Source organism: Streptomyces sp. NPDC002054, from assembly GCF_040296685.1.
Lineage (GTDB): Bacteria > Actinomycetota > Actinomycetes > Streptomycetales > Streptomycetaceae > Streptomyces.
Genome location: NZ_JBEOXT010000032.1, coordinates 37,517 through 58,217 on the forward strand (window position 1 = coordinate 37,517; position 20,701 = coordinate 58,217).

Genomic DNA, 20,701 nt, shown 5'->3' on the forward strand with positions numbered 1-20,701 from the left:
GACCGAGGGCCGGACGCCGGACACGCCCCCCGCGAGCGTCCATTAGGCTCGTACGCATGGCCGACGCACCGTACAAGCTGATCCTCCTCCGCCACGGCGAGAGCGAGTGGAACGCGAAGAACCTGTTCACCGGCTGGGTGGACGTCAACCTCAACGAGAAGGGCGAGAAGGAGGCGGTCCGCGGCGGTGAGCTGCTCAAGGACGCCGGCCTGCTCCCCGACGTGGTCCACACGTCCCTCCAGAAGCGCGCGATCCGCACCGCGCAGCTCGCCCTGGAGTCCGCCGACCGCCACTGGATCCCGGTCCACCGCTCCTGGCGTCTGAACGAGCGCCACTACGGTGCGCTGCAGGGCAAGGACAAGGCCCAGACCCTCGCCGAGTTCGGCGAGGAGCAGTTCATGCTGTGGCGCCGCTCCTACGACACCCCGCCGCCGGCGCTCGCGGACGGCACCGAGTTCTCGCAGTCCGAGGACCCGCGCTACGCCTCCATCCCGCCGGAGCTCCGCCCGAAGACGGAGTGCCTGAAGGACGTCGTCGTCCGCATGCTGCCGTACTGGTACGACGGCATCGTCCCGGACCTGCTGGCCGGCCGCACCGTCCTGGTCGCCGCCCACGGAAACTCGCTGCGCGCCCTGGTCAAGCACCTGGACGGCATCTCCGACGCCGACATCGCCGGCCTCAACATCCCGACCGGCATCCCGCTCGCCTACGAGCTGGACGCCGAGTTCAAGCCCCTGAACCCGGGCGGCACCTACCTCGACCCGCAGGCCGCGGCTGCCGCCATCGAGGCGGTCAAGAACCAGGGCAAGAAGTAGCCTCGGTCACAGGACGGCCCCCCACCTGCCGGTTCTCGGCGGGCGGGGGGCTTCTTGCCATTCCGGTTGCGGCCGGCCGCTGCGAATGGAGACACGCGGGCGCATACTGGGGGCAATGACAAAGCCAGCTGCATCCAAGCGCTATTTGCCTACCAGCCCCTTCAAGGCCCCGGTCGCCCCGCCTCCCAAGCAGTTCGCGGTGGGCGACCAGGTCACACACGACATGTACGGTCTCGGCCGCGTGATCGGCATCGAGGACGGAATCGCGGCACTCGTCGATTTCGGTTCGGTGCGCGAGCGGATCCTGAGCCCGTACACCAAGATGAGCAAGCTGTAGGAGACCCGTCATCGACCTGACCTCGCTGTTCTCCGCTCCGGAAGGGACGCCCGGCCATGCCGCCGCCGCGTCGCCGCCTCCGGCGACGGACCCCTTCCAGGCCCCGGACTTCGGGGAGAACGAGACCTTCCTGACCGAGCGACCCGTCAGCGACGCCGCCGGGCGTTGAGCCGGGCCGCCTGGCGCGTCAGGTGGTTGCGCTCGGCGAGGTCGGCTGCCTTCAGGGCTGCCTCCGCGTACAGCCGTGCCGCCGTCGCCAGGTCGCCGGCGCGCTCGTGCAGGTACGCCGCCACCGCCGTGTGGCGGGGCAGGGAGGCGTCCAGCGCCGCGAGTGCCGCCAGGCCGGCGCGCGGTCCGTCGGCCTCGCCGACGGCCACCGCGCGGTTGAGCCGGACGACCGGGCTGTCGGTCAGGCGCGCGAGCTCGTCGTACCACTCGACGATCTGCACCCAGTCCGTCTCCTCGGCGCTGGGCGCATCGGCGTGCAGTGCCGCGATGGCGGCCTGGGCCTGGAACTCGCCCAGGCGGTCGCGGGCGAGGGCCGCCTGCAGGATCCCGATGCCCTCGGCGATCGACGCGGTGTCCCACCGGCCGCGGTCCTGCTCGGCGAGCGGCACCAGGCTGCCGTCGGGCGCGGTCCGGGCGGCGCGCCGGGCGTGGTGGAGCAGCATCAGCGCGAGCAGCCCCGCCACCTCGGGGTGGTCGATCGAGGCCGCGAGCTGCCGGGTGAGCCGGATGGCCTCGGCGGCGAGGTCGACATCGCCGGAGTAGCCCTCGTTGAAGACCAGGTAGAGGACGCGCAGCACGGTGGCGACGTCGCCGGGCTGGTCGAACCGGACGCCGGAGACGGTCCGCTTGGCCCGGCTGATGCGCTGCGCCATGGTCGCCTCGGGCACCAGGTAGGCCTGGGCGATCTGGCGGGTGGTCAGCCCGCCGACGGCGCGCAGTGTGAGGGCGACCGCGGACGACGGAGTCAGCGACGGGTGGGCGCACAGGAAGTAGAGCCGGAGCGTGTCGTCCGCCGAGGGCGCGGGCCCGGGGGCCGGCTCCTCGCTGATGCGGTCCTCGCGCCGGCGGCGGGCGGCGTCCGACCGGGTCGAGTCCAGGAACCGGCGCCAGGCCACGGTGACCAGCCAGCCCTTCGGGTCCCGCGGAGGGTCGGCCGGCCAGACGCGGACCGCCTCGACCAGCGCGTCCTGCACGGCGTCCTCGGCCGCCGCGAAGTCGGCTCCGCGGCGGACGAGGATCGCGATCACGCTCGGCGTGAGGCTCCGGAGCAGGACATCGTTCACGGAGTTCACGGCTGAGGTCACTCCGTGATGGTGGGCGGCGCGGTCAGGAACGGGCGCAGCTCGAGCCACTCATGGATCGGCTTCCCGCCCGCCCCGGGCGCGGCCGACAGCTCCCCGGCCAGCTCGACGGCCCGCTCGTAGCTGTCGACGTCGATCACCATCCAGCCGGCGATGAGGTCCTTGGTCTCGGCGAACGGGCCGTCGGTGACCGGCGGGCGCCCCTCGCCGTCGTACCGGACGAAGGTTCCCTCCGGGGCGAGCGCCTGACCGTCGACGAACTCGCCGGTCCCCTCGAGCCGCGCCGCGAAATCGTGCATGTACTGCATGTGGGCCGAGATCTCCTCCGGCGTCCACTGGTCCATGGGTACGTCGTTGACCGCAGCCGGGGCGCCGCGGTAGTGCTTGAGCAGCAGGTACTTGGCCATCGTGTTCTCCTCGGTGCTGTGCGGCCCATTCTGGTCGCGTTCACACCGGGGACGGAGCCGGCCACGGCTTCTCGACATCGCCGGCCGGATTTTTTTCGGCCGGTTCGTCAGCGTCAGTGGTGGCGCGAGCGGGTGCGCAGCCGGTCCGCGGCGAGCAGCAGTTCGTCCGGTGAGCCGTCCGGGGTCTGCACCTGAAGTTCCGCGATCACGAGCTCCTCGTGGTGGACGAGGACCCAGCCGTCGTCGTTCGTCAGGTGCAGGGTCCGCCAGGGGTGGCTCCAGAGCTGCTCCGCCCGTTCCCAGAGCTGGAGCCCCCGGTTCGTCACGCGCAACTCGAAAGGGGTGAACTCGTAGTCCGTGAGGAAGGGACCCTCCTCGGTGAGAGGGAGGACGGCGTAGGCGGTCAGCACCATCTCGCCCGGCTCGAGTGCTTCCTCGCGAACGCCCTCCACCCGGCCCTCCCGGGCGCCGGCCCACGCCCCGCCCGCACCGAAGAGGACGGCGAGCGGCACGACGGCCCACCACGCGAACTCGGCGCTGAATGCCGCTATCGAGATCTTTGCGGCGAACACCCCGCCCATGGTGCAGGCCCCCGCGATCGCCGAGCGGCGGATGCGCCGCCGCCGTCCGGCTGTCGCTGTCGCCGTCGCATCTGCGGTGTCGGCATCCCCAGTTGTCGTCATTCGGTCCCCCCGAACCGTCCGTCACACCATTTTTGGTGTCTCCATCTGATCATTTCGAGGGGTCGGTGGCTACGCCTGGGGGCGCTCGAAGAACTGGACTACGCCTCCGATGGAGAAGCACAACGCTCCTGCGAGAGTGCCCCAGTTGGCGATGTCGATGTTGACGGGGCTTCCGGTCGCCGGGCGCGTGAAGGCGGCCAGGGCCGAAAGCATGAAGAGCACGGACCCGAGCTGATTGACCGCGACGATCCACCAGCCGAGCTCTCGGGGACGGATGCCCGGCCGGCCGTGACAGACCTCGAGCAGCGCGAGGTGCCCCGAAATCAGGAACAGGATGCATCCGACCATGTCGGGCGCCCAGACCAGCCGGTTCACCTGCTGCACGGAGAGTCCCTGCAGCAGGGAACTCAGCAGGTTGATGCCGAACACGAGCGTTCCCACGAACAGTACGAAGGTACTGAGCCAGTCGATCCGGCCGGGCTCGTAGCTCCACCACCTCCAGCGTTCCGCGGCCGGCGAACCGGCTCCGGCGTCCCGGCGGGGGGCGTTGACCGCCTGGAGGAGTGAGGCGTAGCCGCCGGTGTTGAAGAACAGGCCGCCGGCGAAGTAGATCCAGGCGCCGGTCCGGCCGGCGGAGCCGAACTGGGCGACGCCGGCTCCGAGCGCGAACAGGGCCCCACCGACGGTGAACGCACCGGCGGCAATGGCGTTCAGCCTGCGCAGCCGGCCGACGGACACGCGATCCGCCGTCCGGGAGCGGGACTCCGGCTCGCCCTCGGCGCGAACGGTCAGCAGACCGCGCTTGCGGGCCGGGCGCGATTCCCAGACCGCGGTGCCACCGTCCGCGAGGCGCCAGGTCAGCCGGGTGGTGAAGGGTCCAGCGCGCTCGGCACGCTCCTCGATCTGGCTCACCCGCCGACCGTAGCCCCCACCGGGCCCGGAACTGCGGAAACTCCGTGGGCAGCGGGGCCGTGCCTTGTTACCTTGCGCGGATGACGTTGCGCCTTGAGAAGATCACCCCCGCCAATGTCGAAGCGGGGATCGAACTCCGGATACGGCCCGAGCAGGAGAAGAATGTCGAGCCGGTCGCGCACTCGCTCGCCGAGGCCTACGCGTGGGGCGAGACCGCCTGGCCGCGGCTGATCTTCGACGGGGAGGACCTGGTCGGGTTCCTGATGGCCTTCCTCGACATCCAGTGGGATCCGGAGAAGGACCCCGAGGACCGGCGCAGCGGGCTGTGGCGGTTGAACATCGGCGCCGATGCGCAGGGCCGCGGGTACGGGCGGTACGCGGTGGAGGCGGTGGCCGCGGAGATCCGGCGGCGCGGGGGGAACCGGCTGTTCACCACCTGGGAGCCGGGGGAGGGCGGGCCGGAGCAGTTCTATCTGAAGCTGGGCTTCCGCCTCACCGGCGAGACCAGCGGCGGTCAGACGGTCGGCGTGCTCGACCTCGATGCCTGAGACCCCGATGGGCGAGGCCTCGTCGGGCGAGGAGCTGGGGCCGGAGGATTACGCCTCCGTGCACGCCGCCGCCCGGGCGGCCGGCAGTGGTTTCGGGAGTCTGAACGAGGCGCTGGCCCGCTGGCGGCTGGTGGTCGTCGACATCGAAGCCGGCTTCGACCTGGCCTTCGCCTGGGAGTACCGGGGTGAGCTCGCCTGCCGGGACTGGCTGCGCGCGGCCTGGCCGCTGCTCACCGAGCGGGTGCGGCTGACCCGGCAGCCCGAGCTCGACCGCTGGGACGACCGGTTCTTCGCCGCAACCCGCCCCATGGCCGGCCCCGGCGCCGGCATGGGCGAGCGCGGCGGCGCCTGGTGGCACCGCCGGTTCCCGGCCCGCTGCTTCCGCGGCGAGGGGCAGGAGCTGCCGCCGCACTGGTCGCCGGCCCCGGCCGTGGAGACGTACTGAAGGGCCGCCGGGGTAAGCGAAGGGCCCCGGCCGGGAGTGGACGGGGCCCTTCGACGGAAACGGTGGCGCTCAGCCGCCGCACTGGCACGGGGCGCCGGCCTGGCAGCCGCAGCCGCAGCCGGAGCCACAGCCGCAGGCGGCCAGCAGAGGGAGGCGCAGCACCTCGGTCTGCTGTGGCTGCTCCTGCTCCGGGGTGATGGGGACGGGGGAATCGGGCATGGTTCCTCCTCGCAGGCGTACGTCGTACGGCTCGGGCCGCACTCGGGTCGTGCTCGGTCGTACTGCCTTTCGCCTCATTCATGCCCGGCGCGGGCGGCGCGTCAACGGCGCATTGGGGCAGAAGCCCGGTTCAATGCCGTCCCGGAGCCGCCCCAGAGCAGCCTCAGACGCCCTCGACCACCGTCGGAGGCTGGAGCTCGTCCGCGTGCTCGCCGGTCACCAGGTAGACCACGCGCTTGGCCACCGACACCGCGTGGTCGGCGAACCGCTCGTAGTAGCGGCCCAGCAGGGTCACGTCCACGGCCGTCTCGATGCCGTGCTTCCAGCGGTCGTCCATCAGGTGCTGGAACAGCGTGCGGTGCAGCTGGTCCATCTCGTCGTCGTCCGTCTCGAGCTGGAGCGCGAGGTCCACGTCCTTGGTGATGATCACCTCGGCGGCCTTCGCCATCAGGCGCTGCGCGAGCTGGCCCATCTCCAGGATGGTGGCGTGCAGGTCCCGCGGGACGGCGGTGTCCGGGAAGCGCAGCCGCGCCAGCTTGGCCACGTGCTGCGCCAGGTCGCCGGAGCGCTCCAGGTCCGCGCTCATCCGCAGGGAGGTGACGACGATCCGGAGGTCCGTGGCGACCGGCTGCTGCCGGGCCAGCAGGGCGATGGCCCGGGCTTCCAGGTCGTGCTGGAGGTCGTCGACCTTCTGGTCGGAGGCGATGACGGTCTCGGCCAGCTTCAGGTCGGCGTCGAGCATGGCAGTGGTCGCCCGCCCGATCGCGGAACCGACCAGCCGGGCCATCTCGACCAGGCCCTCCCCGATCGAGTCCAGTTCCTCGTGGTACGCGTCCCGCATGGGTGTTCCCTCTCTCAACGTTCTGCCGGGGGAGCCGGGGGATCCGTTCGATTCCGGCCCCCACGCTCTCACGGTGCGATGCGTACGCGTCGGACTCCGGCACCACAAATGAATCAACCCCGTCGCCACGGTGAACTCTGGGCGACGACTGTTCGAGGTGCCACCCGAACGGCTGTGGAACTGTCGTCGTGCCTGCTTAACCTGGATGCATGGACGTGAACGCGGCGGTCGCCGCAGCTGCAGCGATCGCCGGTCTGTGCACCGGTGTGATCGCCATGCTGGCGTTCCGCTGGAGCGAGCGCGACCAGGCCCGCCCCACCCGGAGCTCCATGCGCCCGGACATCAATGCGGTGCTGCCGCCCGGTGTGGACACAGTCCTCTCGGTGCTCCGCTCCTCGGCCGTCGTCCTCGACGAGGGGGATGCGGTGGTCAAGGCCAGCTCGGCGGCGTACGCCCTGGGGCTGGTCCGCGGCGGGAAGCTGGCCGTGGAGCCGATGCTGCACATGGCCCGCGACACCCGGCGGGACGGGGAGATACGACAGGTCGAGCTGGACCTGCCGCGGCGCGGCACCGGCCGCGGTGAGGCCCTCGCGGTCTCGGCGCGGGTCGCCCCGCTCGGCTCCCGGCTGGTCCTGCTGCTCGTCGAGGACCTGACCGAGGCCCGGCGGATCGAGGCGGTCCGGCGGGACTTCGTGGCGAACGTGTCCCATGAGCTGAAGACGCCCACGGGCGCGCTCTCCCTGCTCTCGGAAGCGGTCATGGACGCCTCCGACGACCCCGAGGCGGTCACCCGCTTCGCCGGCCGTATGCAGATCGAGGCCACCCGGCTGACCAATCTCGTGCAGGAGCTCATCGACCTCTCCCGGGTGCAGAACGACGACCCGCTGGAGGACGCCGAGCCCGTCCGGGTGGACACGCTGGTGGCCGAGGCCGTCGACCGCTGCCGTCACACGGCGTCCAGCAAGCAGATCACCATGGCCGCAGGAGGCACCGCCGACCTGCGAGTATGGGGGAACCGGGGCCAGCTGGCGGCGGCCCTGGGCAACCTGGTGGAGAACGCCGTCAACTACAGTCCGGCCCGCACCCGGGTCGGCATAGCCGGCCGCCGGGTCGCCGCACCCGGCGGGGACTTCATCGAGATCGCCGTGACCGACCAAGGCATCGGCATTCCGGAGAAAGACCGCGAGCGGATCTTCGAGCGGTTCTACCGGGTCGACCCGGCCCGCTCCCGTGCCACCGGCGGGACCGGCCTCGGCCTCGCCATCGTCAAACACGTGGCCGCCTCGCATGGCGGGGAGGTCACCGTGTGGAGCTCAGAGGGCCAGGGCTCCACCTTCACCCTGAGACTTCCGGAGGCCGCCACCAGCCGGACGACCGTGCCCGACCGAGTACCAGCCACCACCCCTGCCCCGGAGGTCCTTCCGTGACCCGAGTGCTCGTCGTAGAGGATGAGGAATCCTTCAGCGACGCTTTGTCCTACATGCTCCGCAAGGAGGGCTTCGAGGTCGCGATCGCCGCGACCGGGCCCGACGGGCTGGATGAGTTCGAGCGCAACGGCGCCGACCTCGTCCTGCTCGACCTGATGCTGCCCGGCCTGCCCGGTACGGAGGTCTGCCGGCAGCTCCGCGGCCGGTCCAATGTGCCTGTGATCATGGTGACCGCCAAGGACAGCGAGATCGACAAGGTCGTCGGGCTGGAAATAGGAGCCGACGACTACGTCACCAAGCCCTTCTCCTCGCGGGAGCTGGTCGCCCGCATCCGCGCGGTGCTGCGCCGCCGCGGCGAGCCGGAGGAGGTCACCCCGGCCGCGCTCGAGGCCGGCCCGGTCCGGATGGACGTCGACCGGCACGTGGTCACGGTCGCCGGCGCCAAGGTCGACCTGCCGCTCAAGGAGTTCGACCTGCTGGAGATGCTGCTCCGCAACGCGGGCCGGGTGCTCACCCGGATGCAGCTGATCGACCGGGTCTGGGGCGCGGACTACGTCGGCGACACCAAGACCCTGGACGTCCACGTGAAGCGCCTGCGCGCCAAAATCGAGCCGGACCCGGGTGCCCCGCGCTTCCTGGTGACGGTCCGCGGCCTCGGCTACAAGTTCGAGCCGTAAGCCGGCAGCGGCCGTATACGACAGGGCCCCCGTCCGCACTGCGGACGGGGGCCCTGTCGGCTGTTCAGTGACCGGCGCTGTGCGACGGGGAGCCGGACGGCGAGCCCGACGGGGTGGTCGTGGCGGCGCCGGACGCCGCACCCGACGGGGTTCCGGACGGGCTGCCGGACGGCTTGGCGCCCGGGTTGCCGGTCGCGGCGCCCGACGGCGTGCCGGACGGGGTGCCCGACGGGGCGACCGACGGCTTGGAGCCGGCGGCGCCCGGAGCCTCGGACGGGCCGTAGCTCTCGAAGTAGCCCTCGGCCGGCATGACGAAGGCCCGCAGCGCGACGTCCCCGGTCTCGCTCAGCTTGAAGACGACCGCCTGCGCGTCGCCGTTCTTGATGGCCTCGCTGCCGCCCTCGATGACCGCACTGGCATTGCCCTTGCCGCCGATGACGACGGAGCCGCCGCCCGGGATGGTGAGCTTGCCGGCGCCGGTGGCGGGCTTCACCACAACCGTGCCGGTGCCACCCGGGAGGGTGATGCCGTCGAGGGTCTGCGCCGTGGTGCCGTTGTTGAAGATCGTCGCCGAGACCACGGCGGGACCCTTCGCGTCCTTCTCGGTCTTCCCGGCCTGGGTGAGCACCAGGGCGTTCTGGACCTGGATGGGGCCCTTGGTGGTCTCCGCGTTGTCCGGCTTGATCTGGAGCGTCTGCGCGTCGTTGCCCGCGGCGCAGGCGGCGAGCGATCCGATCGAGAGAGCGATGGCGGCGGCGGCGAGAACGCCGCGTCGAAGGCTGCGGCTCACGGCTGCGGCAACTCCTTGGACGTACGGACGGAGGGCGGCGGGCGGCGGAGGTAAAGCCGCCCTAAGGGTGTGTCAGCGCGCTTAGGTTACCGAGCCCCCGCTCCGCCCCCGCACCCGACCCTCCGGGCGCGCACCGGCCCGCCCGGCGGGCCACCCGCGATCTTGTATTCCGCGGCGTGTTCAGGCGGCCTGTTCAAACGGTGCCGTTCGCGCACCCGGATAACGGTCGTGATCAATTTCCGGGATTCCGCCGTGATCAATTCCGGATTGGGCCGGAACCCGCTCGGCGAGCGCGCGGCGCATCGAACGGAGTAGTTCGGTTTCACGAGTTCGAACCCGGCAAATCGGGACGTACATCACGTCGTGCAGGTCACCCCCCAGGTGTAACGTGGTCGTTTCGGCCCGTCCCCACAGCGGCTCCGACCTGCGAATACCCCCTTCCGCAAGCCCTTCGCAGCACGTCCCCGCCGCTGTTGTCAAGCCCCGAGATAGGCCCTGACCTGCGAAAACGCCATTCATAACAGTCCGTTCTCGTGTTACCCTGGATAGCCACGGAAGGGGTACCTGTCACATGACGTTCAAGGTTGGCGACACCGTGGTCTATCCCCATCACGGGGCCGCGCTGATCGAGGCCATCGAAACTCGCCAGATCAAAGGCGTGGACAAGACCTACTTGGTGCTCAAGGTCGCCCAGGGCGACCTGACGGTTCGTGTGCCTGCGGACAATGCGGAGTTCGTCGGCGTTCGCGATGTGGTCGGGCAGGACGGGCTGGACCGGGTCTTCGAGGTGCTTCGTGCACCGTACGCCGAAGAGCCGACGAACTGGTCCCGTCGCTACAAGGCAAATCTGGAGAAGCTCGCTTCTGGCGATGTCATCAAGGTCGCCGAAGTGGTGCGTGACCTGTGGCGTCGTGAGCGCGAGCGCGGACTGTCCGCGGGTGAGAAGCGCATGCTCGCGAAGGCACGGCAGATCCTGGTGAGCGAGCTCGCGCTCGCTGAGAACACCAACGAGGACAAGGCCGAGGCCCTCCTCGACGAGGTCCTCGCGTCCTGACGCGAGAGACGGACCGTCTCACACAGTGTGCCGCGGTGCCCGATGACCGTGCCTCTCAGTTTTTCTGAGAGGCCTGTTGCCGGGCGCTGCGGCATGTCTGGCTCTTCAAGCGTTTCACTTGCTAAGCGTTTCACTTGATCTTCAAGCGTTTCACTTGTGCCCATGCCTTTGGCGTGCCGGGTCCGGGCAGCCGGCTCGACCGGTCGTCACGGAAGGGGCGAGGGCATCGCACCCGGCACGCTTCAGGCCATACCCATGTCGGCCGAAGTCACAAACCTGGCCGAGTCCCGGAGCCGACCGGAGCTAGTAGATGTACGACGAACCGCGCCCCGCGCGACCCGAAAGCCCCACGCAGCGCACCGCTGCCGTGATCCCCGCCGCGGGCCGCGGCGTCCGGCTGGGCCCGGGCGCCCCCAAAGCCCTGCGCTCGCTCGGCGGCACCCCGATGCTGATCCACGCCGTCCGCGCGATGGCCCGCTCCCGCGCGGTCTCCCTCGTGGTGGTCGTCGCGCCGCCCGACGGCGCCGCCGAGGTCAGGAACCTGCTCGACGAGCACGCACTGCCCGACCGCACCGACATCCTGGTCGTGCCCGGCGGGGACACCCGCCAGGAATCCGTCCGGGCCGGCCTGGACGCCCTCCCCGCGGACATCACCGCCGTCCTCATCCACGACGCGGCCCGCCCCCTGGTCCCGGTGGACACGGTGGACGCCGTCGTCGAGGCCATCCGGGACGGCGCCCCCGCCGTGGTGCCCGCCATGCCGCTCTCCGACACCGTCAAGGAGGTCGAGCCCGGCCCGCCCGGCGCCCCCGAACCGGTCGTCGCCACCCCCGAGCGGGCCCGGCTGCGCGCCGTACAGACCCCGCAGGGCTTCGACCGGGCCACCCTGGTCAAGGCCCACGACACCATCGCCGTCAACGGCGAGGGCGCCACCGACGACGCCGGAATGGTGGAAAAGCTCGGCGTCCCCGTCGTGCTGGTCCCCGGCCACGAAGAGGCCTTCAAGGTCACCCGCCCGCTCGACCTGGTCCTCGCCGAGGCCGTACTCGCCCGCAGGAGGGCCACCGATGCGTACTGAGCCCGTCATGCCCCTCGTCGGCATCGGCACCGATGTGCACGCCTTCGAGGAGGGCCGCGAACTGTGGTGCGCCGGCCTCCTGTGGGAAGGGGAGACGCACGGCCTGGCCGGGCACTCCGACGGTGACGTCGCCGCCCACGCCGCCTGCGACGCCCTGTTCTCCGCCGCCGGCGTCGGCGACCTCGGTGCGCACTTCGGCACCTCCCGCCCCGAGTGGTCCGGCGCCTCCGGCGTCACGCTGCTGGCCGAGGCCGCCCGGATCGTCCGCGCCGAAGGCTTCGCCATCGGCAATGTGTCCGTGCAGGTCATCGGCGTACGCCCGAAGATCGGCAAGCGGCGCGACGAGGCGCAGAAGGCCCTGTCCGCGGCGGTCGGCGCCCCGGTCTCCGTCTCCGGCACCACCACCGACGGCCTCGGCCTCACCGGCCGCGCCGAGGGCCTCGCCGCCATCGCCACCGCCCTGGTCTACCGGACCGGCACCGCCTGAGCCCCGGCAGTGCCCTGCCTGCGTCCTGTCTGCGTCCTGCATACGGGTATCCACAGGAGTCGCAGGGCACTGCCCCGGGAGCACTACCCTTGATGCCGTGACTATTCGCCTGTACGACACCAGCGCCCGGCAGATCCGCGATTTCACCCCGCTCGTGCCGGGCTGTGTCTCGATCTACCTCTGTGGCGCCACCGTGCAGGCGGCTCCGCACATCGGGCACATCCGCTCCGGCCTGAACTTCGACATCCTGCGCCGCTGGTTCACGTACCGCGGCTTCGACGTCACCTTCATCCGGAACGTCACCGACATCGACGACAAGATCATCTGGAAGTCGGCCCAGCAGAACCGGCCGTGGTGGTCCATCGGATACGAGAACGAGCGCGCCTTCAACTCCGGCTACGACGCGCTCGGCTGCCTCCCGCCCACCTACGAGCCCCGCGCCACCGGCCACATCACCGAGATGGTCGAGATGATGCGCGGCCTCATCGAGCGCGGCCATGCGTACGAGGCGGACGGCAGCGTCTACTTCGACGTCCGCTCGTACCCCGACTACCTCAAGCTCTCCAACCAGGAACTGGACAACCTCCAGCAGCCCAAGGAAGAGGGCATCACCGGCAAGCGCGACCCCCGCGACTTCGCCATGTGGAAGGCCTCCAAGCCGGGCGAGCCCGACTGGGAGACCCCCTGGGGCCGTGGCCGCCCCGGCTGGCACCTGGAGTGCTCCGCCATGGCCCACAAGTACCTCGGCAGCGCCTTCGACATCCACGGCGGCGGCCTGGACCTGATCTTCCCGCACCACGAGAACGAGATCGCCCAGGCCAAGGCCTTCGGCGACGAGTTCGCCTCCTACTGGGTGCACAACGCCTGGGTCACCATGTCCGGCGAGAAGATGTCCAAGTCCCTCGGCAACTCGGTGCTGGTCGCCGAGATGGTCAAGAGCTGGCGTCCGATCGTCCTCCGCTACTACCTCGGCACCCCGCACTACCGGTCGATGATCGAGTACAGCGAGGAAGCCCTGCGCGAGGCCGAGTCCGCCTTCGCCCGCATCGAGGGCTTCGCCGAGCGCGTCACCGAGATGGCCGGCAAGACCGTCGAACCCGCCGCCGAGGTCCCGCCCGCCTTCGCCGAGGCGATGGACGACGACCTGGGCGTTCCCCAGGCCCTCGCGATCGTCCACACCACGGTCCGGCAGGGCAACAGCGCCCTGGCCGCCGACGACAAGGACGCGGCCATCGCCCGGCTGTCCGAGGTCCGCGCCATGCTCGGCGTCCTCGGCCTGGACCCGCTCGACCCGCACTGGGCCGGCGAGACCGACCGCGGCGAGGACCTGCACGGCGCGGTCGACGCCCTCGTCCGGCTCGTCCTGGAACAGCGCGAGTCCGCCCGCGCCCGCAAGGACTGGGCCACCGCCGACGCGATCCGCGACCGGCTGCAGCAGTCCGGGCTGGCCATCGAGGACAGCCCCACCGGACCCCGCTGGACGCTCGGCCCCCGCTGAGCCCGCCCAGGCAGCCGAGCTTGGTGGCCGCCCGGCGCTCCGGGCGGCACACTCTTCATACGTACATATCGCAGCACCAACGAAAACAGGTAGAGGTCATGGCCGGGAACAGCCAGCGCAGGAACCGCCGCACGTCCAACAAGAAGGGCGCCACGGTCGGTAGCGGTGGCCAGCGGCGCAAGGGCCTGGAGGGCAAGGGCCCCACCCCCAAGGCCGAGGACCGCAAGGGCCACAAGGCCTTCCGCGTCTCCAACGCCATGGCCCGGCAGGCCGCCAAGCGCCGCCCCGCCCCCCGCCGCGGCGGCCCCAAGGGCACCAGCGAGATGGTGGTCGGCCGCAACCCGGTCTTCGAGGCCCTCCGCGACGGCGTGCCCGCCACCACCCTCTACGTCCAGCAGTTCATCGACAACGACGAGCGGGTCCGCGAGGCCCTCCAGCTCGCGGCCGAGCGCGGCAACATCAACCTGATGGAGGCCCCGCGCCCCGAGCTCGACCGGATGACGAACGGCCTCAACCACCAGGGCCTCGTCCTCCAGGTCCCGCCGTACGAGTACGCGCACCCCGAGGACCTCACCGCCGAGGCCTACGACGGCGGCCAGGACCCGCTGATCGTCGCCCTCGACGGGGTCACCGACCCGCGCAACCTGGGCGCCATCGTCCGCTCCGTCTCCGCCTTCGGCGGCCACGGCGTGGTCATCCCCGAGCGCCGCGCCGCCGGAATGACGGCCGGCGCCTGGAAGACCTCGGCCGGCACCGCCGCCCGCACCCCGGTCGCCCGCGTCACCAACCTGACCCGCGCCCTCCAGGACTACAAGAAGGCCGGCATCACCGTCGTCGGCCTCGCCGCCGAAGGCACGCACGAGGTCCAGGACCTGGAGGCGCTCGGCGGCCCGGTCGTCATCGTGGTCGGCTCCGAGGGCAAGGGCCTGGGCCGCCTGGTCGGCGAGACCTGCGACTTCCTGGTCCGCATCCCGATGCCGGGCGGCGCCGAGTCGCTGAACGCCGGTGTCGCAGCCGGAGTGGTCCTCTACGAGGCGGCCCGCCGCCGCGCCTGACGCCCGGCCCGGCCACCCAGGCCACCCCGGCCGGCCCCGGCCACCCCGCCCACCACCCGGGCGAGGTGGCCGGAAAACGCCGCTTGACGGGTCTCGGACAGTTCCCTGCTGTCAAGGCAGTGTCCTAAACAATGATCACTCGGTTAGATGAGTGTGGACACAAGAACGCCGTTCGACGACCAGCCCGCGCTGAGCATGGTCAAGGTGCCGTGCGACCCCGCACAGGTCATCGTCAACCACGCCAGCTTCCGCGTGCGGCTCGCACCGAGCCCGAGCGCGCGTCCCAAGCCCGCGTCCGCCCCCGGCGGTCCGGGCCGCGTCCCCGCCCTCAGCGGCGCCGCCGTGGCCGCCGCCGGAGCAACACGCCGCCGCGCCCCCGTCGTCTGGAGCGGCAAGTCCGGTCCCGGCGGCGACGCCGCAGCCGCCACCGGCGGCCTCCTCCAGGCCGTCCGCGAAGCAGGCCGCGGTTACGAGGCCTTCGACGGCGGAGCCACCCAGGTCATCCCCCGCATCGACCTGGCCCAGGACCTCGCCGAGGACACCCTCCTCACCCCGACCGTCATCGGCCAGCGCAGCCACGCCGACGCCGACCTGACCCGCCCCATGGCCGCCGTACACCCGCTGTCGCACCGCCCCGGGCAGCCGGGACAGCCCGGGCAGTACGGGCCGTACGCGCCGGACGGCCCCGACGAGCCGGTCACCGAAATCCGGCGGGACCGCGCCGAGGCCCGCCCCGGCCACGCCTCCTACTACCCCGACCGCCGGGTGAACCTCGGCGTCGTGCTGCTCCCGCTGCGCGTCTTCCTCGGCTTCATCTCCATCTACGCCGGCATGGGCAAGCTCTGCGACCCCGTCTACTTCGACGGCGGCGAACGCGGCTCCATGGTCACCTGGCTGCACACCCTGCACCCCTGGGCCCTCGCCGAACCCCTGCGGGACTTCGCCCTCGCCCACCCCGTCGGCGCCGGCCTGAGCGTCGCCTTCCTCCAGGTCATCGTCGGCGTCCTGACCGTGTTCGGACTCTGGCAGCGGTTCGCGGCCTGCTTCGGCGCACTCCTGTCGGCCGCCCTGCTGATGACCGTCAGCTGGAAGACCGTCCCCGCCTACGACGCCCCCGACATCATCTACCTCGCCGCCTGGAGCCCGCTGATCATCGCCGGCGCCCCGGTCTACTCCCTCGACGCCCGCCTCGCCGGCGAGGCCTGGCGCACCCTCGGCCCGCGCTCCGAGATCTGGCAGCTGCGGCGCCGGGTCCTGCGACGCGGAACCGTCATGGCCACCATCGTCGTCGGCCTCACCCTGCTCATCGGCTCGCTGCTCGGCGGAGCCGTCCGCTCCAGCACCGTGGTCACCGTGCCCGGACCCGGCGAAGCCCCCACCAACTACCTGCCCGGCACCCCGCTCCCGCAGGAGCCCAGCCGCACCGGCAGCCCCGCACAGCAGGCCCCCCGGCAGGCCACCACCCCCTCGGCCAAGCCCTCCCAGCCCGCCAAGTCCTCCCGTACGACCCCGGAGGCAACCTCCCGGGCCACCGCCGGGACCGGCAGCGGCTCCGGCAGCGGCTCCGGCTCGGGCTCCGAATCGCCGACCGCGACCCGCGGCACCACCGGCAAGCAGACCCCGCGCGGCCAGAGCCCCCGCCAGTCGGCCCCGCAGCAGCCGCCCTCTTCCTCTTCCTCGGGCAGCGGCGGCAGCAGCGGCAGCCGTGGCGGTGGCGGGGACTCCGAGTCCCCGTCGCGGAAGCCGGGGCTGGTGGGCGGCCTGCTCGGCGGCTGACCCCCCCACCCGCACGGACGGACGGGAACGGGCCGGGGCCCGGTGCGCGACCAGCGCACCGGGCCCCGGCCCATTCCCGTCCCTGTCCAAGCCAGGCCGGAAGGCCTCAGCGGGCGTTCTGCGCCGCCAACTCCTTCGCGGCCTCGGTCAGGTCCTTCGCGGTGTCGATCGCCCGCCAGTAGGCCCCCTGGGGCAGCGGGAAGCCCGCCAGCCGGCGCTCGCGCGCCAGATGCGGGAACGTGGTCCGCTCGTGATCACCCAAGTCCGGCAGCAGAGCGGCGAATTCACCGGAGAACACATACACCCCGGCGTTGATCAGATAAGGCGACGGCGGCGCCTCGATGAAGTCCAGGATCTGCCCGAACTCGTTCGTCTCCACCACGCCCCACGGGATCCGCGGACGCGCCAGCGCCAGCGTCGCCGTCGCGGCCCGCTCCTCGTGGAAGGCGGCCATCTCGCGCAGCGAGAAACGCGTCCAGACATCCCCGTTGGTGGCGTACCAGGCACGGTCCGGGTGCGGCAGATGGGCCGCCGCGAACTTCAGCCCGCCACCCCGGCCCAAGGGCTCCTTCTCCACCACCGTCGTCACCCGCAGCGGCAGATCCGCATGCTCCAGCCAGTCCTGCAGCACCTCCGCGAGATGACCGCAGGACACCACCGCATCGGTGACCCCTTCCGAAGCCAGCCAGGCCAGCTGGTGCCCGATGATCGGGACACCCGTCCCCGGGATCTCCACCATGGGCTTGGGCCGGTCGTCCGTGTACGGACGCAGCCGCGAACCCTGGCCGCCCGCCAGGACGACAGCCTGGGTGGGCGTGGCCGGGTACACGGCTGCGGAGTCGGTGGAGGTGGCACGAGCGCTCGGGGCGCCCTGTGGGGCGCCCTGCGAGGCGTTCTGCAGGCCGTCCTGCGGGGCGTCGGAAGGTTCCGTCATGACGGCAGCCTATGCAGGCGAGACCGTCTCGGGGCAGCCGCCCCGGAAGAAAGGGACCTAGCCGACGGAGGCCACGCCCGTCGCGTACGAGGTGTCGCAGACGGGACGGGCGAACGACTGCGCCTTCGTCGGACCGTAGGCGCGGACGGCAGCACGGCCCAGCGCCTCGGCGATCCCGACACAGTGCACAGCCAGCGAGGGGCGCTTGTTCACCTCCTGCTGGAGGTGCGTCAGGACGACACCCGGGGTCTGCCCCTGCTGAAGCTCACCGAGGAGCTTGTCGCGCAGGACGTCCTGCGCAGCGAGCTGCTTCTTGGGGACGGACACCTGCTCGGCGGAGGAGGCGGTCAGGATCTGGGAAGGGCTGTCGTCCGCCCAGGGAACCATGGTGACCGCGAGGGTCCCGGACAGGACCAGGACGACGGGCAGGACAAGGGCGAGGGAACGGCCGATACGGCGGGCAGTGTGGGTCACGAGGGCGAGAGTAGCGCTCGGTGAAGATTTGGCGACATTTAGTCACCCACTCGAGGGACGGTTCGAGGCGGCCTTTCGAATGTCGTGTTGACGCCGGTGCTCGAAAAGGGCGGCATCGGCGCGACATGCGCCCGATACGCCCCCAGCCCCGGCAACGGGTCCAGCGGCAGCCGCCGCCAGTCGCGCGCATACGCCGGCACCGGATGGCCCTCCGCCACCAGCACCGCCACCGGCCGCTGCCGCGCCGCCGCACGCAGCGCCCGCCCCGTCAGGCTGTGATCATGCCCGCCCACCTGCCGCGAGGAACACCCCAACCGGTACGCGACCCGGACCGCCTCATGCCCGCTGATCACACACGGCGGACGGACCCCCTCCGCACGCAACCGGTCCGCCACCCGCGTAAACGCCGCACGGGTGGCCCGGCTGCGGTCCACCGCCGCATCCAGCACGGAGTACTGCACGGCGAGATGACCCAACGCCACGCACGCCAACGCACCGAGCAGCACCGGGCCGCGGGCCGCCAGCGCCGCCACCCCGGCAGCCGCGGGCAGCGCCAGCAGAACGTACGCGGGCAGCAGGAACCGCGGCGCCGCGTAACCGATCAGGAAGAGATACGGCACGGCGAGCACCCCACCCGTGACCGCGGCCAGCACCAGCGCCTCCCGGGCCGCCGGGGCCGCCCGGCGGACGGCCACCGCCAGGCCGGCCGCCACGGCGAGCGGCACCAGGAACCACCAGAACCCGGTCGCCGGCCACCGCCACTCCGGCCCGCACGGGCGGCACAGCGTACGACCGTCCAGCGCATGCAACTGGTCCAGCAGCGCCCCCGGATACCAGCCCAGGTCCCCCTGGATCTCACTGGCCCGACGCAGCCGCGGAACCACACCCCCGTACCGCAGCTGAGCCTCCACCAACCACTCGGCGGCCCCCAGCAACGCACCCGCGGCGAGCGCAACCAGCAGCGCCGGCTGCCGCCAGCGGCGCACCACGAGCGCCGAGACCCCCAGCGCGAACACCAGCCACAGGGCATCCGGAGGCCGCATCAAAGCCACCCCGCAGACCGCAGCGGCCAGCCCGGCAAGCGCCCCCCGCGAGCCCGTCGCCGCAGCCCGCAGGAAACAGCCGACCGCGATCAGCACCCCGTACGCCACCCACAGATTCGGCATCGCCTGCGGCCCGTACAGCACCGTCACCCACAACCCGGCGAACAGCGCACCGGCCACCGTCAGCACCCGCGCGGGCAGCAGCGGGCGCCAGACGGCCAGCGACAGAAAGAGGCCCGCCCCGGACAGCACCGCCAGATAGCCGCGCAGGACAGCCGGATCGGAACTCAGCAGGACGGCCGGCGCGACCAGGTAGGTGATCCCCCGCGCCCGGGGCGCACTGAAAAAGGCAGCCGGGGCATGCGGGCTGACCTGGCTGACGTACACGGTCTCGTCCCAGCCGAGACCGGTGCCGGGAACGACGACGGCCAGCTGGACCAGCGTGTACGCGAGGGCGACGACGGCGGGGCCGCGCAGACCGCGCAGGGCGAAGGCCATGCCCCCACGCTGCGGTCGGCACGCGGGGGCGGCCACCGGGACGGTCCGTACGGCGGACCGCCCCGGTGACAGTGAAGATCAGCCGGAGAGGCGCTCACCGCTGGAGGTGGAGAACACGTGGATCTCCCCGCCGCGCGGCACCACGTGCAGGGTCGAACCCTTCTCCGGAACCTGCCGGCCGTGCACCCGGACCACCAGGTCCTGGGACTTCTCGCCGACGTGCGCGGTGCCGTACACGTAACCGTCGGCACCCAGCTCCTCGACGACGTTGACGGTGATGCTCAGCCCGCCCTCGTCGGCGATGTCGAAGTGCTCGGGGCGGACGCCCACGGTCACCGTACGGTCGCCGGCATCGGCAGCCGCCGACAGCGCCTCACGGGACACCGGCACCACGCTGTCGCCGAACTTCACGCCGCCGTCGGTGATCGGAACCTCGACCAGGTTCATGGCGGGCGAGCCGATGAACCCGGCGACGAACAGGTTCGCCGGCCGGTCGTACATATTGCGCGGGGTGTCGACCTGCTGCAGCAGACCGTCCTTCAGCACGGCCACCCGGTCGCCCATGGTCATGGCCTCGACCTGGTCGTGGGTGACGTACACGGTGGTGATGGCGAGGTCCCGCTGCAGGGCCGCGATCTGGGTACGGGTGGACACCCGGAGCTTGGCGTCGAGGTTCGACAGCGGCTCGTCCATGAGGAATACCTGCGGCTTGCGGACGATCGCCCGCCCCATCGCCACGCGCTGACGCTGACCACCGGAGAGCGCCTTCGGCTTCCGGTCCAGGTACTGGGTGAGGTCCAGCATCTTGGCCGCGTCCTCCACCTTCCGGCGGATGGTGGCCTTGTCCACACCGGCGATCTTGAGCGCGAAGCCCATGTTGTCGGCGACGGTCATGTGCGGGTACAGCGCGTAGTTCTGGAACACCATCGCGATGTCCCGGTCCTTGGGCGGCAGGTGCGTGACGTCACGGTCACCGATCCGGATGGACCCGCCATTGACGTCCTCGAGCCCGGCGAGCATCCGCAGCGAGGTGGACTTGCCACAGCCGGAGGGACCGACGAGGACGAGGAACTCGCCGTCCTCGATCTGCAGGTCGAGCTGGTCGACGGCGGGCTTGTCGCCGCCCGGGTAGAGGCGGGTCGCCTTGTCGAAGGTGACAGAAGCCATGGTGATGAATCCCTTCTACCGGCAGGAACGTGCCGGACGATCCGATTGGAAGGAGAGTGTTGGTCTAGTCCACAGAACGGACTTCCGCCCGACGCTACCCGCAGGCAGCGCTTCTGTCAGCACCCGGAGGTGAGAGATTTCTGCCGTCCGGCAGGCAGAGCACCGAACTTTTGACCACGCCAGGCAGAGCGGTGGCCTTTTGACCTGGCTTCCTGCTTCGTCGCCC

At 71.4% G+C, this 20,701-nt stretch carries 23 protein-coding genes; 12 read left to right on the plus strand and 11 right to left on the minus strand.

Features of this window, described 5'->3' with window-relative positions; translation table 11 throughout:
* The first annotated feature begins 56 nt into the window (after positions 1 to 56).
* Positions 57 to 815, plus strand: a complete 759-nt coding sequence (locus ABT123_RS26775) for a phosphoglyceromutase (protein ID WP_351319169.1) — start codon at positions 57 to 59, stop codon at positions 813 to 815.
* A gap of 115 nt (positions 816 to 930) precedes the next feature.
* Positions 931 to 1,152 carry a hypothetical protein gene (locus ABT123_RS26780; protein ID WP_351319171.1) on the plus strand — a complete coding sequence of 74 codons (222 nt, stop codon included), beginning with the start codon at positions 931 to 933 and terminating at the stop codon, positions 1,150 to 1,152.
* Between the two features lie 146 nt (positions 1,153 to 1,298).
* Here the strand turns inward: ABT123_RS26780 and ABT123_RS26785 are convergent, their stop codons facing one another.
* The 4 genes from ABT123_RS26785 to ABT123_RS26800 all read right to left on the minus strand — a co-directional run bounded on the left by ABT123_RS26785 (position 1,299) and on the right by ABT123_RS26800 (position 4,464).
* On the minus strand, positions 1,299 to 2,444 hold the full coding sequence (locus ABT123_RS26785) for an RNA polymerase sigma factor (protein ID WP_351319328.1): 1,146 nt from the start codon (positions 2,442 to 2,444) through the stop codon (positions 1,299 to 1,301).
* A 17-nt stretch (positions 2,445 to 2,461) separates the two neighbouring features.
* A complete protein-coding gene (locus ABT123_RS26790; protein ID WP_351319173.1) occupies positions 2,462 to 2,869 on the minus strand; it encodes a YciI family protein in 408 nt (135 codons plus the stop codon).
* Between the two features lie 113 nt (positions 2,870 to 2,982).
* Positions 2,983 to 3,552, minus strand: coding sequence for a hypothetical protein (locus ABT123_RS26795; RefSeq protein WP_351319175.1), 570 nt, complete (start codon positions 3,550 to 3,552; stop codon positions 2,983 to 2,985).
* 69 nt (positions 3,553 to 3,621) lie between these two features.
* Positions 3,622 to 4,464, minus strand: coding sequence for a hypothetical protein (locus tag ABT123_RS26800; RefSeq protein ID WP_351319177.1), 843 nt, complete (start codon positions 4,462 to 4,464; stop codon positions 3,622 to 3,624).
* Between the two features lie 80 nt (positions 4,465 to 4,544).
* On the opposite strand from ABT123_RS26800, the gene ABT123_RS26805 reads away from it, so the two are divergent.
* Positions 4,545 to 5,012, plus strand: coding sequence for a GNAT family N-acetyltransferase (locus ABT123_RS26805; protein ID WP_351319179.1), 468 nt, complete (start codon positions 4,545 to 4,547; stop codon positions 5,010 to 5,012).
* A complete protein-coding gene (locus ABT123_RS26810) occupies positions 5,005 to 5,457 on the plus strand; it encodes a hypothetical protein (RefSeq protein ID WP_351319181.1) in 453 nt (150 codons plus the stop codon). Before ABT123_RS26805 ends, ABT123_RS26810 begins: the two co-directional genes overlap by 8 nt.
* A 69-nt stretch (positions 5,458 to 5,526) precedes the next feature.
* On the opposite strand, the gene ABT123_RS26815 is transcribed toward ABT123_RS26810, so the two are convergent.
* Together ABT123_RS26815 and phoU are read right to left on the minus strand one after the other, a co-directional pair.
* Positions 5,527 to 5,676, minus strand: coding sequence for a hypothetical protein (locus ABT123_RS26815; protein ID WP_351319183.1), 150 nt, complete (start codon positions 5,674 to 5,676; stop codon positions 5,527 to 5,529).
* A 163-nt stretch (positions 5,677 to 5,839) separates the two neighbouring features.
* A complete protein-coding gene (gene phoU / locus ABT123_RS26820; RefSeq protein ID WP_351319185.1) occupies positions 5,840 to 6,517 on the minus strand; it encodes a phosphate signaling complex protein PhoU in 678 nt (225 codons plus the stop codon).
* 209 nt (positions 6,518 to 6,726) lie between these two features.
* Between phoU and phoR the strand changes: the two genes are divergently transcribed.
* Entirely contained in the window at positions 6,727 to 7,944 is a 1,218-nt protein-coding gene (phoR, locus tag ABT123_RS26825; protein WP_351319187.1) for a two-component system sensor histidine kinase PhoR, read from the plus strand.
* A 5-nt stretch (positions 7,945 to 7,949) separates the two neighbouring features.
* Entirely contained in the window at positions 7,950 to 8,621 is a 672-nt protein-coding gene (gene phoP / locus ABT123_RS26830) for a two-component system response regulator PhoP (RefSeq protein WP_502971061.1), read from the plus strand.
* A gap of 64 nt (positions 8,622 to 8,685) precedes the next feature.
* Here the strand turns inward: phoP and ABT123_RS26835 are convergent, their stop codons facing one another.
* Positions 8,686 to 9,411 (minus strand): DUF461 domain-containing protein, encoded by a 726-nt coding sequence (locus ABT123_RS26835; protein WP_351319189.1) that lies wholly within the window; start codon positions 9,409 to 9,411, stop codon positions 8,686 to 8,688.
* Positions 9,412 to 9,982: 571 nt separating this feature from the next.
* Here ABT123_RS26835 and ABT123_RS26840 point away from each other — a divergent pair.
* The 6 genes from ABT123_RS26840 (at position 9,983) to ABT123_RS26865 (ending at position 16,359) form a co-directional block, all read left to right on the plus strand.
* Positions 9,983 to 10,465 (plus strand): CarD family transcriptional regulator, encoded by a 483-nt coding sequence (locus tag ABT123_RS26840; RefSeq protein WP_003953493.1) that lies wholly within the window; start codon positions 9,983 to 9,985, stop codon positions 10,463 to 10,465.
* 310 nt (positions 10,466 to 10,775) lie between these two features.
* Entirely contained in the window at positions 10,776 to 11,543 is a 768-nt protein-coding gene (ispD, locus tag ABT123_RS26845; RefSeq protein ID WP_351319191.1) for a 2-C-methyl-D-erythritol 4-phosphate cytidylyltransferase, read from the plus strand.
* The gene (gene ispF / locus ABT123_RS26850; RefSeq protein WP_351319193.1) at positions 11,533 to 12,030 is read left to right on the plus strand and encodes a 2-C-methyl-D-erythritol 2,4-cyclodiphosphate synthase; all 498 of its coding nucleotides are present in this window, start codon (positions 11,533 to 11,535) and stop codon (positions 12,028 to 12,030) included. The genes ispD and ispF overlap by 11 nt, the downstream gene beginning before the upstream one ends.
* 97 nt (positions 12,031 to 12,127) lie before the next feature.
* The gene (gene cysS, locus ABT123_RS26855; protein ID WP_351319195.1) at positions 12,128 to 13,528 is read left to right on the plus strand and encodes a cysteine--tRNA ligase; all 1,401 of its coding nucleotides are present in this window, start codon (positions 12,128 to 12,130) and stop codon (positions 13,526 to 13,528) included.
* 98 nt (positions 13,529 to 13,626) lie between these two features.
* Positions 13,627 to 14,583 carry a 23S rRNA (guanosine(2251)-2'-O)-methyltransferase RlmB gene (gene rlmB / locus ABT123_RS26860; protein ID WP_351319197.1) on the plus strand — a complete coding sequence of 319 codons (957 nt, stop codon included), beginning with the start codon at positions 13,627 to 13,629 and terminating at the stop codon, positions 14,581 to 14,583.
* Between the two features lie 147 nt (positions 14,584 to 14,730).
* Positions 14,731 to 16,359, plus strand: a complete 1,629-nt coding sequence (locus ABT123_RS26865; RefSeq protein WP_351319199.1) for a DoxX family protein — start codon at positions 14,731 to 14,733, stop codon at positions 16,357 to 16,359.
* Positions 16,360 to 16,465: 106 nt separating this feature from the next.
* Here the strand turns inward: ABT123_RS26865 and ABT123_RS26870 are convergent, their stop codons facing one another.
* The 4 genes from ABT123_RS26870 to ABT123_RS26885 form a co-directional block, all read right to left on the minus strand.
* Complete coding sequence (locus tag ABT123_RS26870; protein WP_351319201.1) at positions 16,466 to 17,293, minus strand: nucleotidyltransferase family protein; 828 nt, start codon at positions 17,291 to 17,293, stop codon at positions 16,466 to 16,468.
* A 57-nt stretch (positions 17,294 to 17,350) separates the two neighbouring features.
* A complete protein-coding gene (locus ABT123_RS26875; RefSeq protein WP_351319203.1) occupies positions 17,351 to 17,767 on the minus strand; it encodes a hypothetical protein in 417 nt (138 codons plus the stop codon).
* A 38-nt stretch (positions 17,768 to 17,805) separates the two neighbouring features.
* Positions 17,806 to 19,308: a hypothetical protein gene (locus ABT123_RS26880; RefSeq protein WP_351319205.1), complete on the minus strand. Its 1,503-nt coding sequence runs from the start codon at positions 19,306 to 19,308 to the stop codon at positions 17,806 to 17,808.
* Positions 19,309 to 19,386: 78 nt separating this feature from the next.
* Positions 19,387 to 20,475 carry an ABC transporter ATP-binding protein gene (locus ABT123_RS26885; RefSeq protein WP_351319207.1) on the minus strand — a complete coding sequence of 363 codons (1,089 nt, stop codon included), beginning with the start codon at positions 20,473 to 20,475 and terminating at the stop codon, positions 19,387 to 19,389.
* Positions 20,476 to 20,701: the final 226 nt, after the last annotated feature.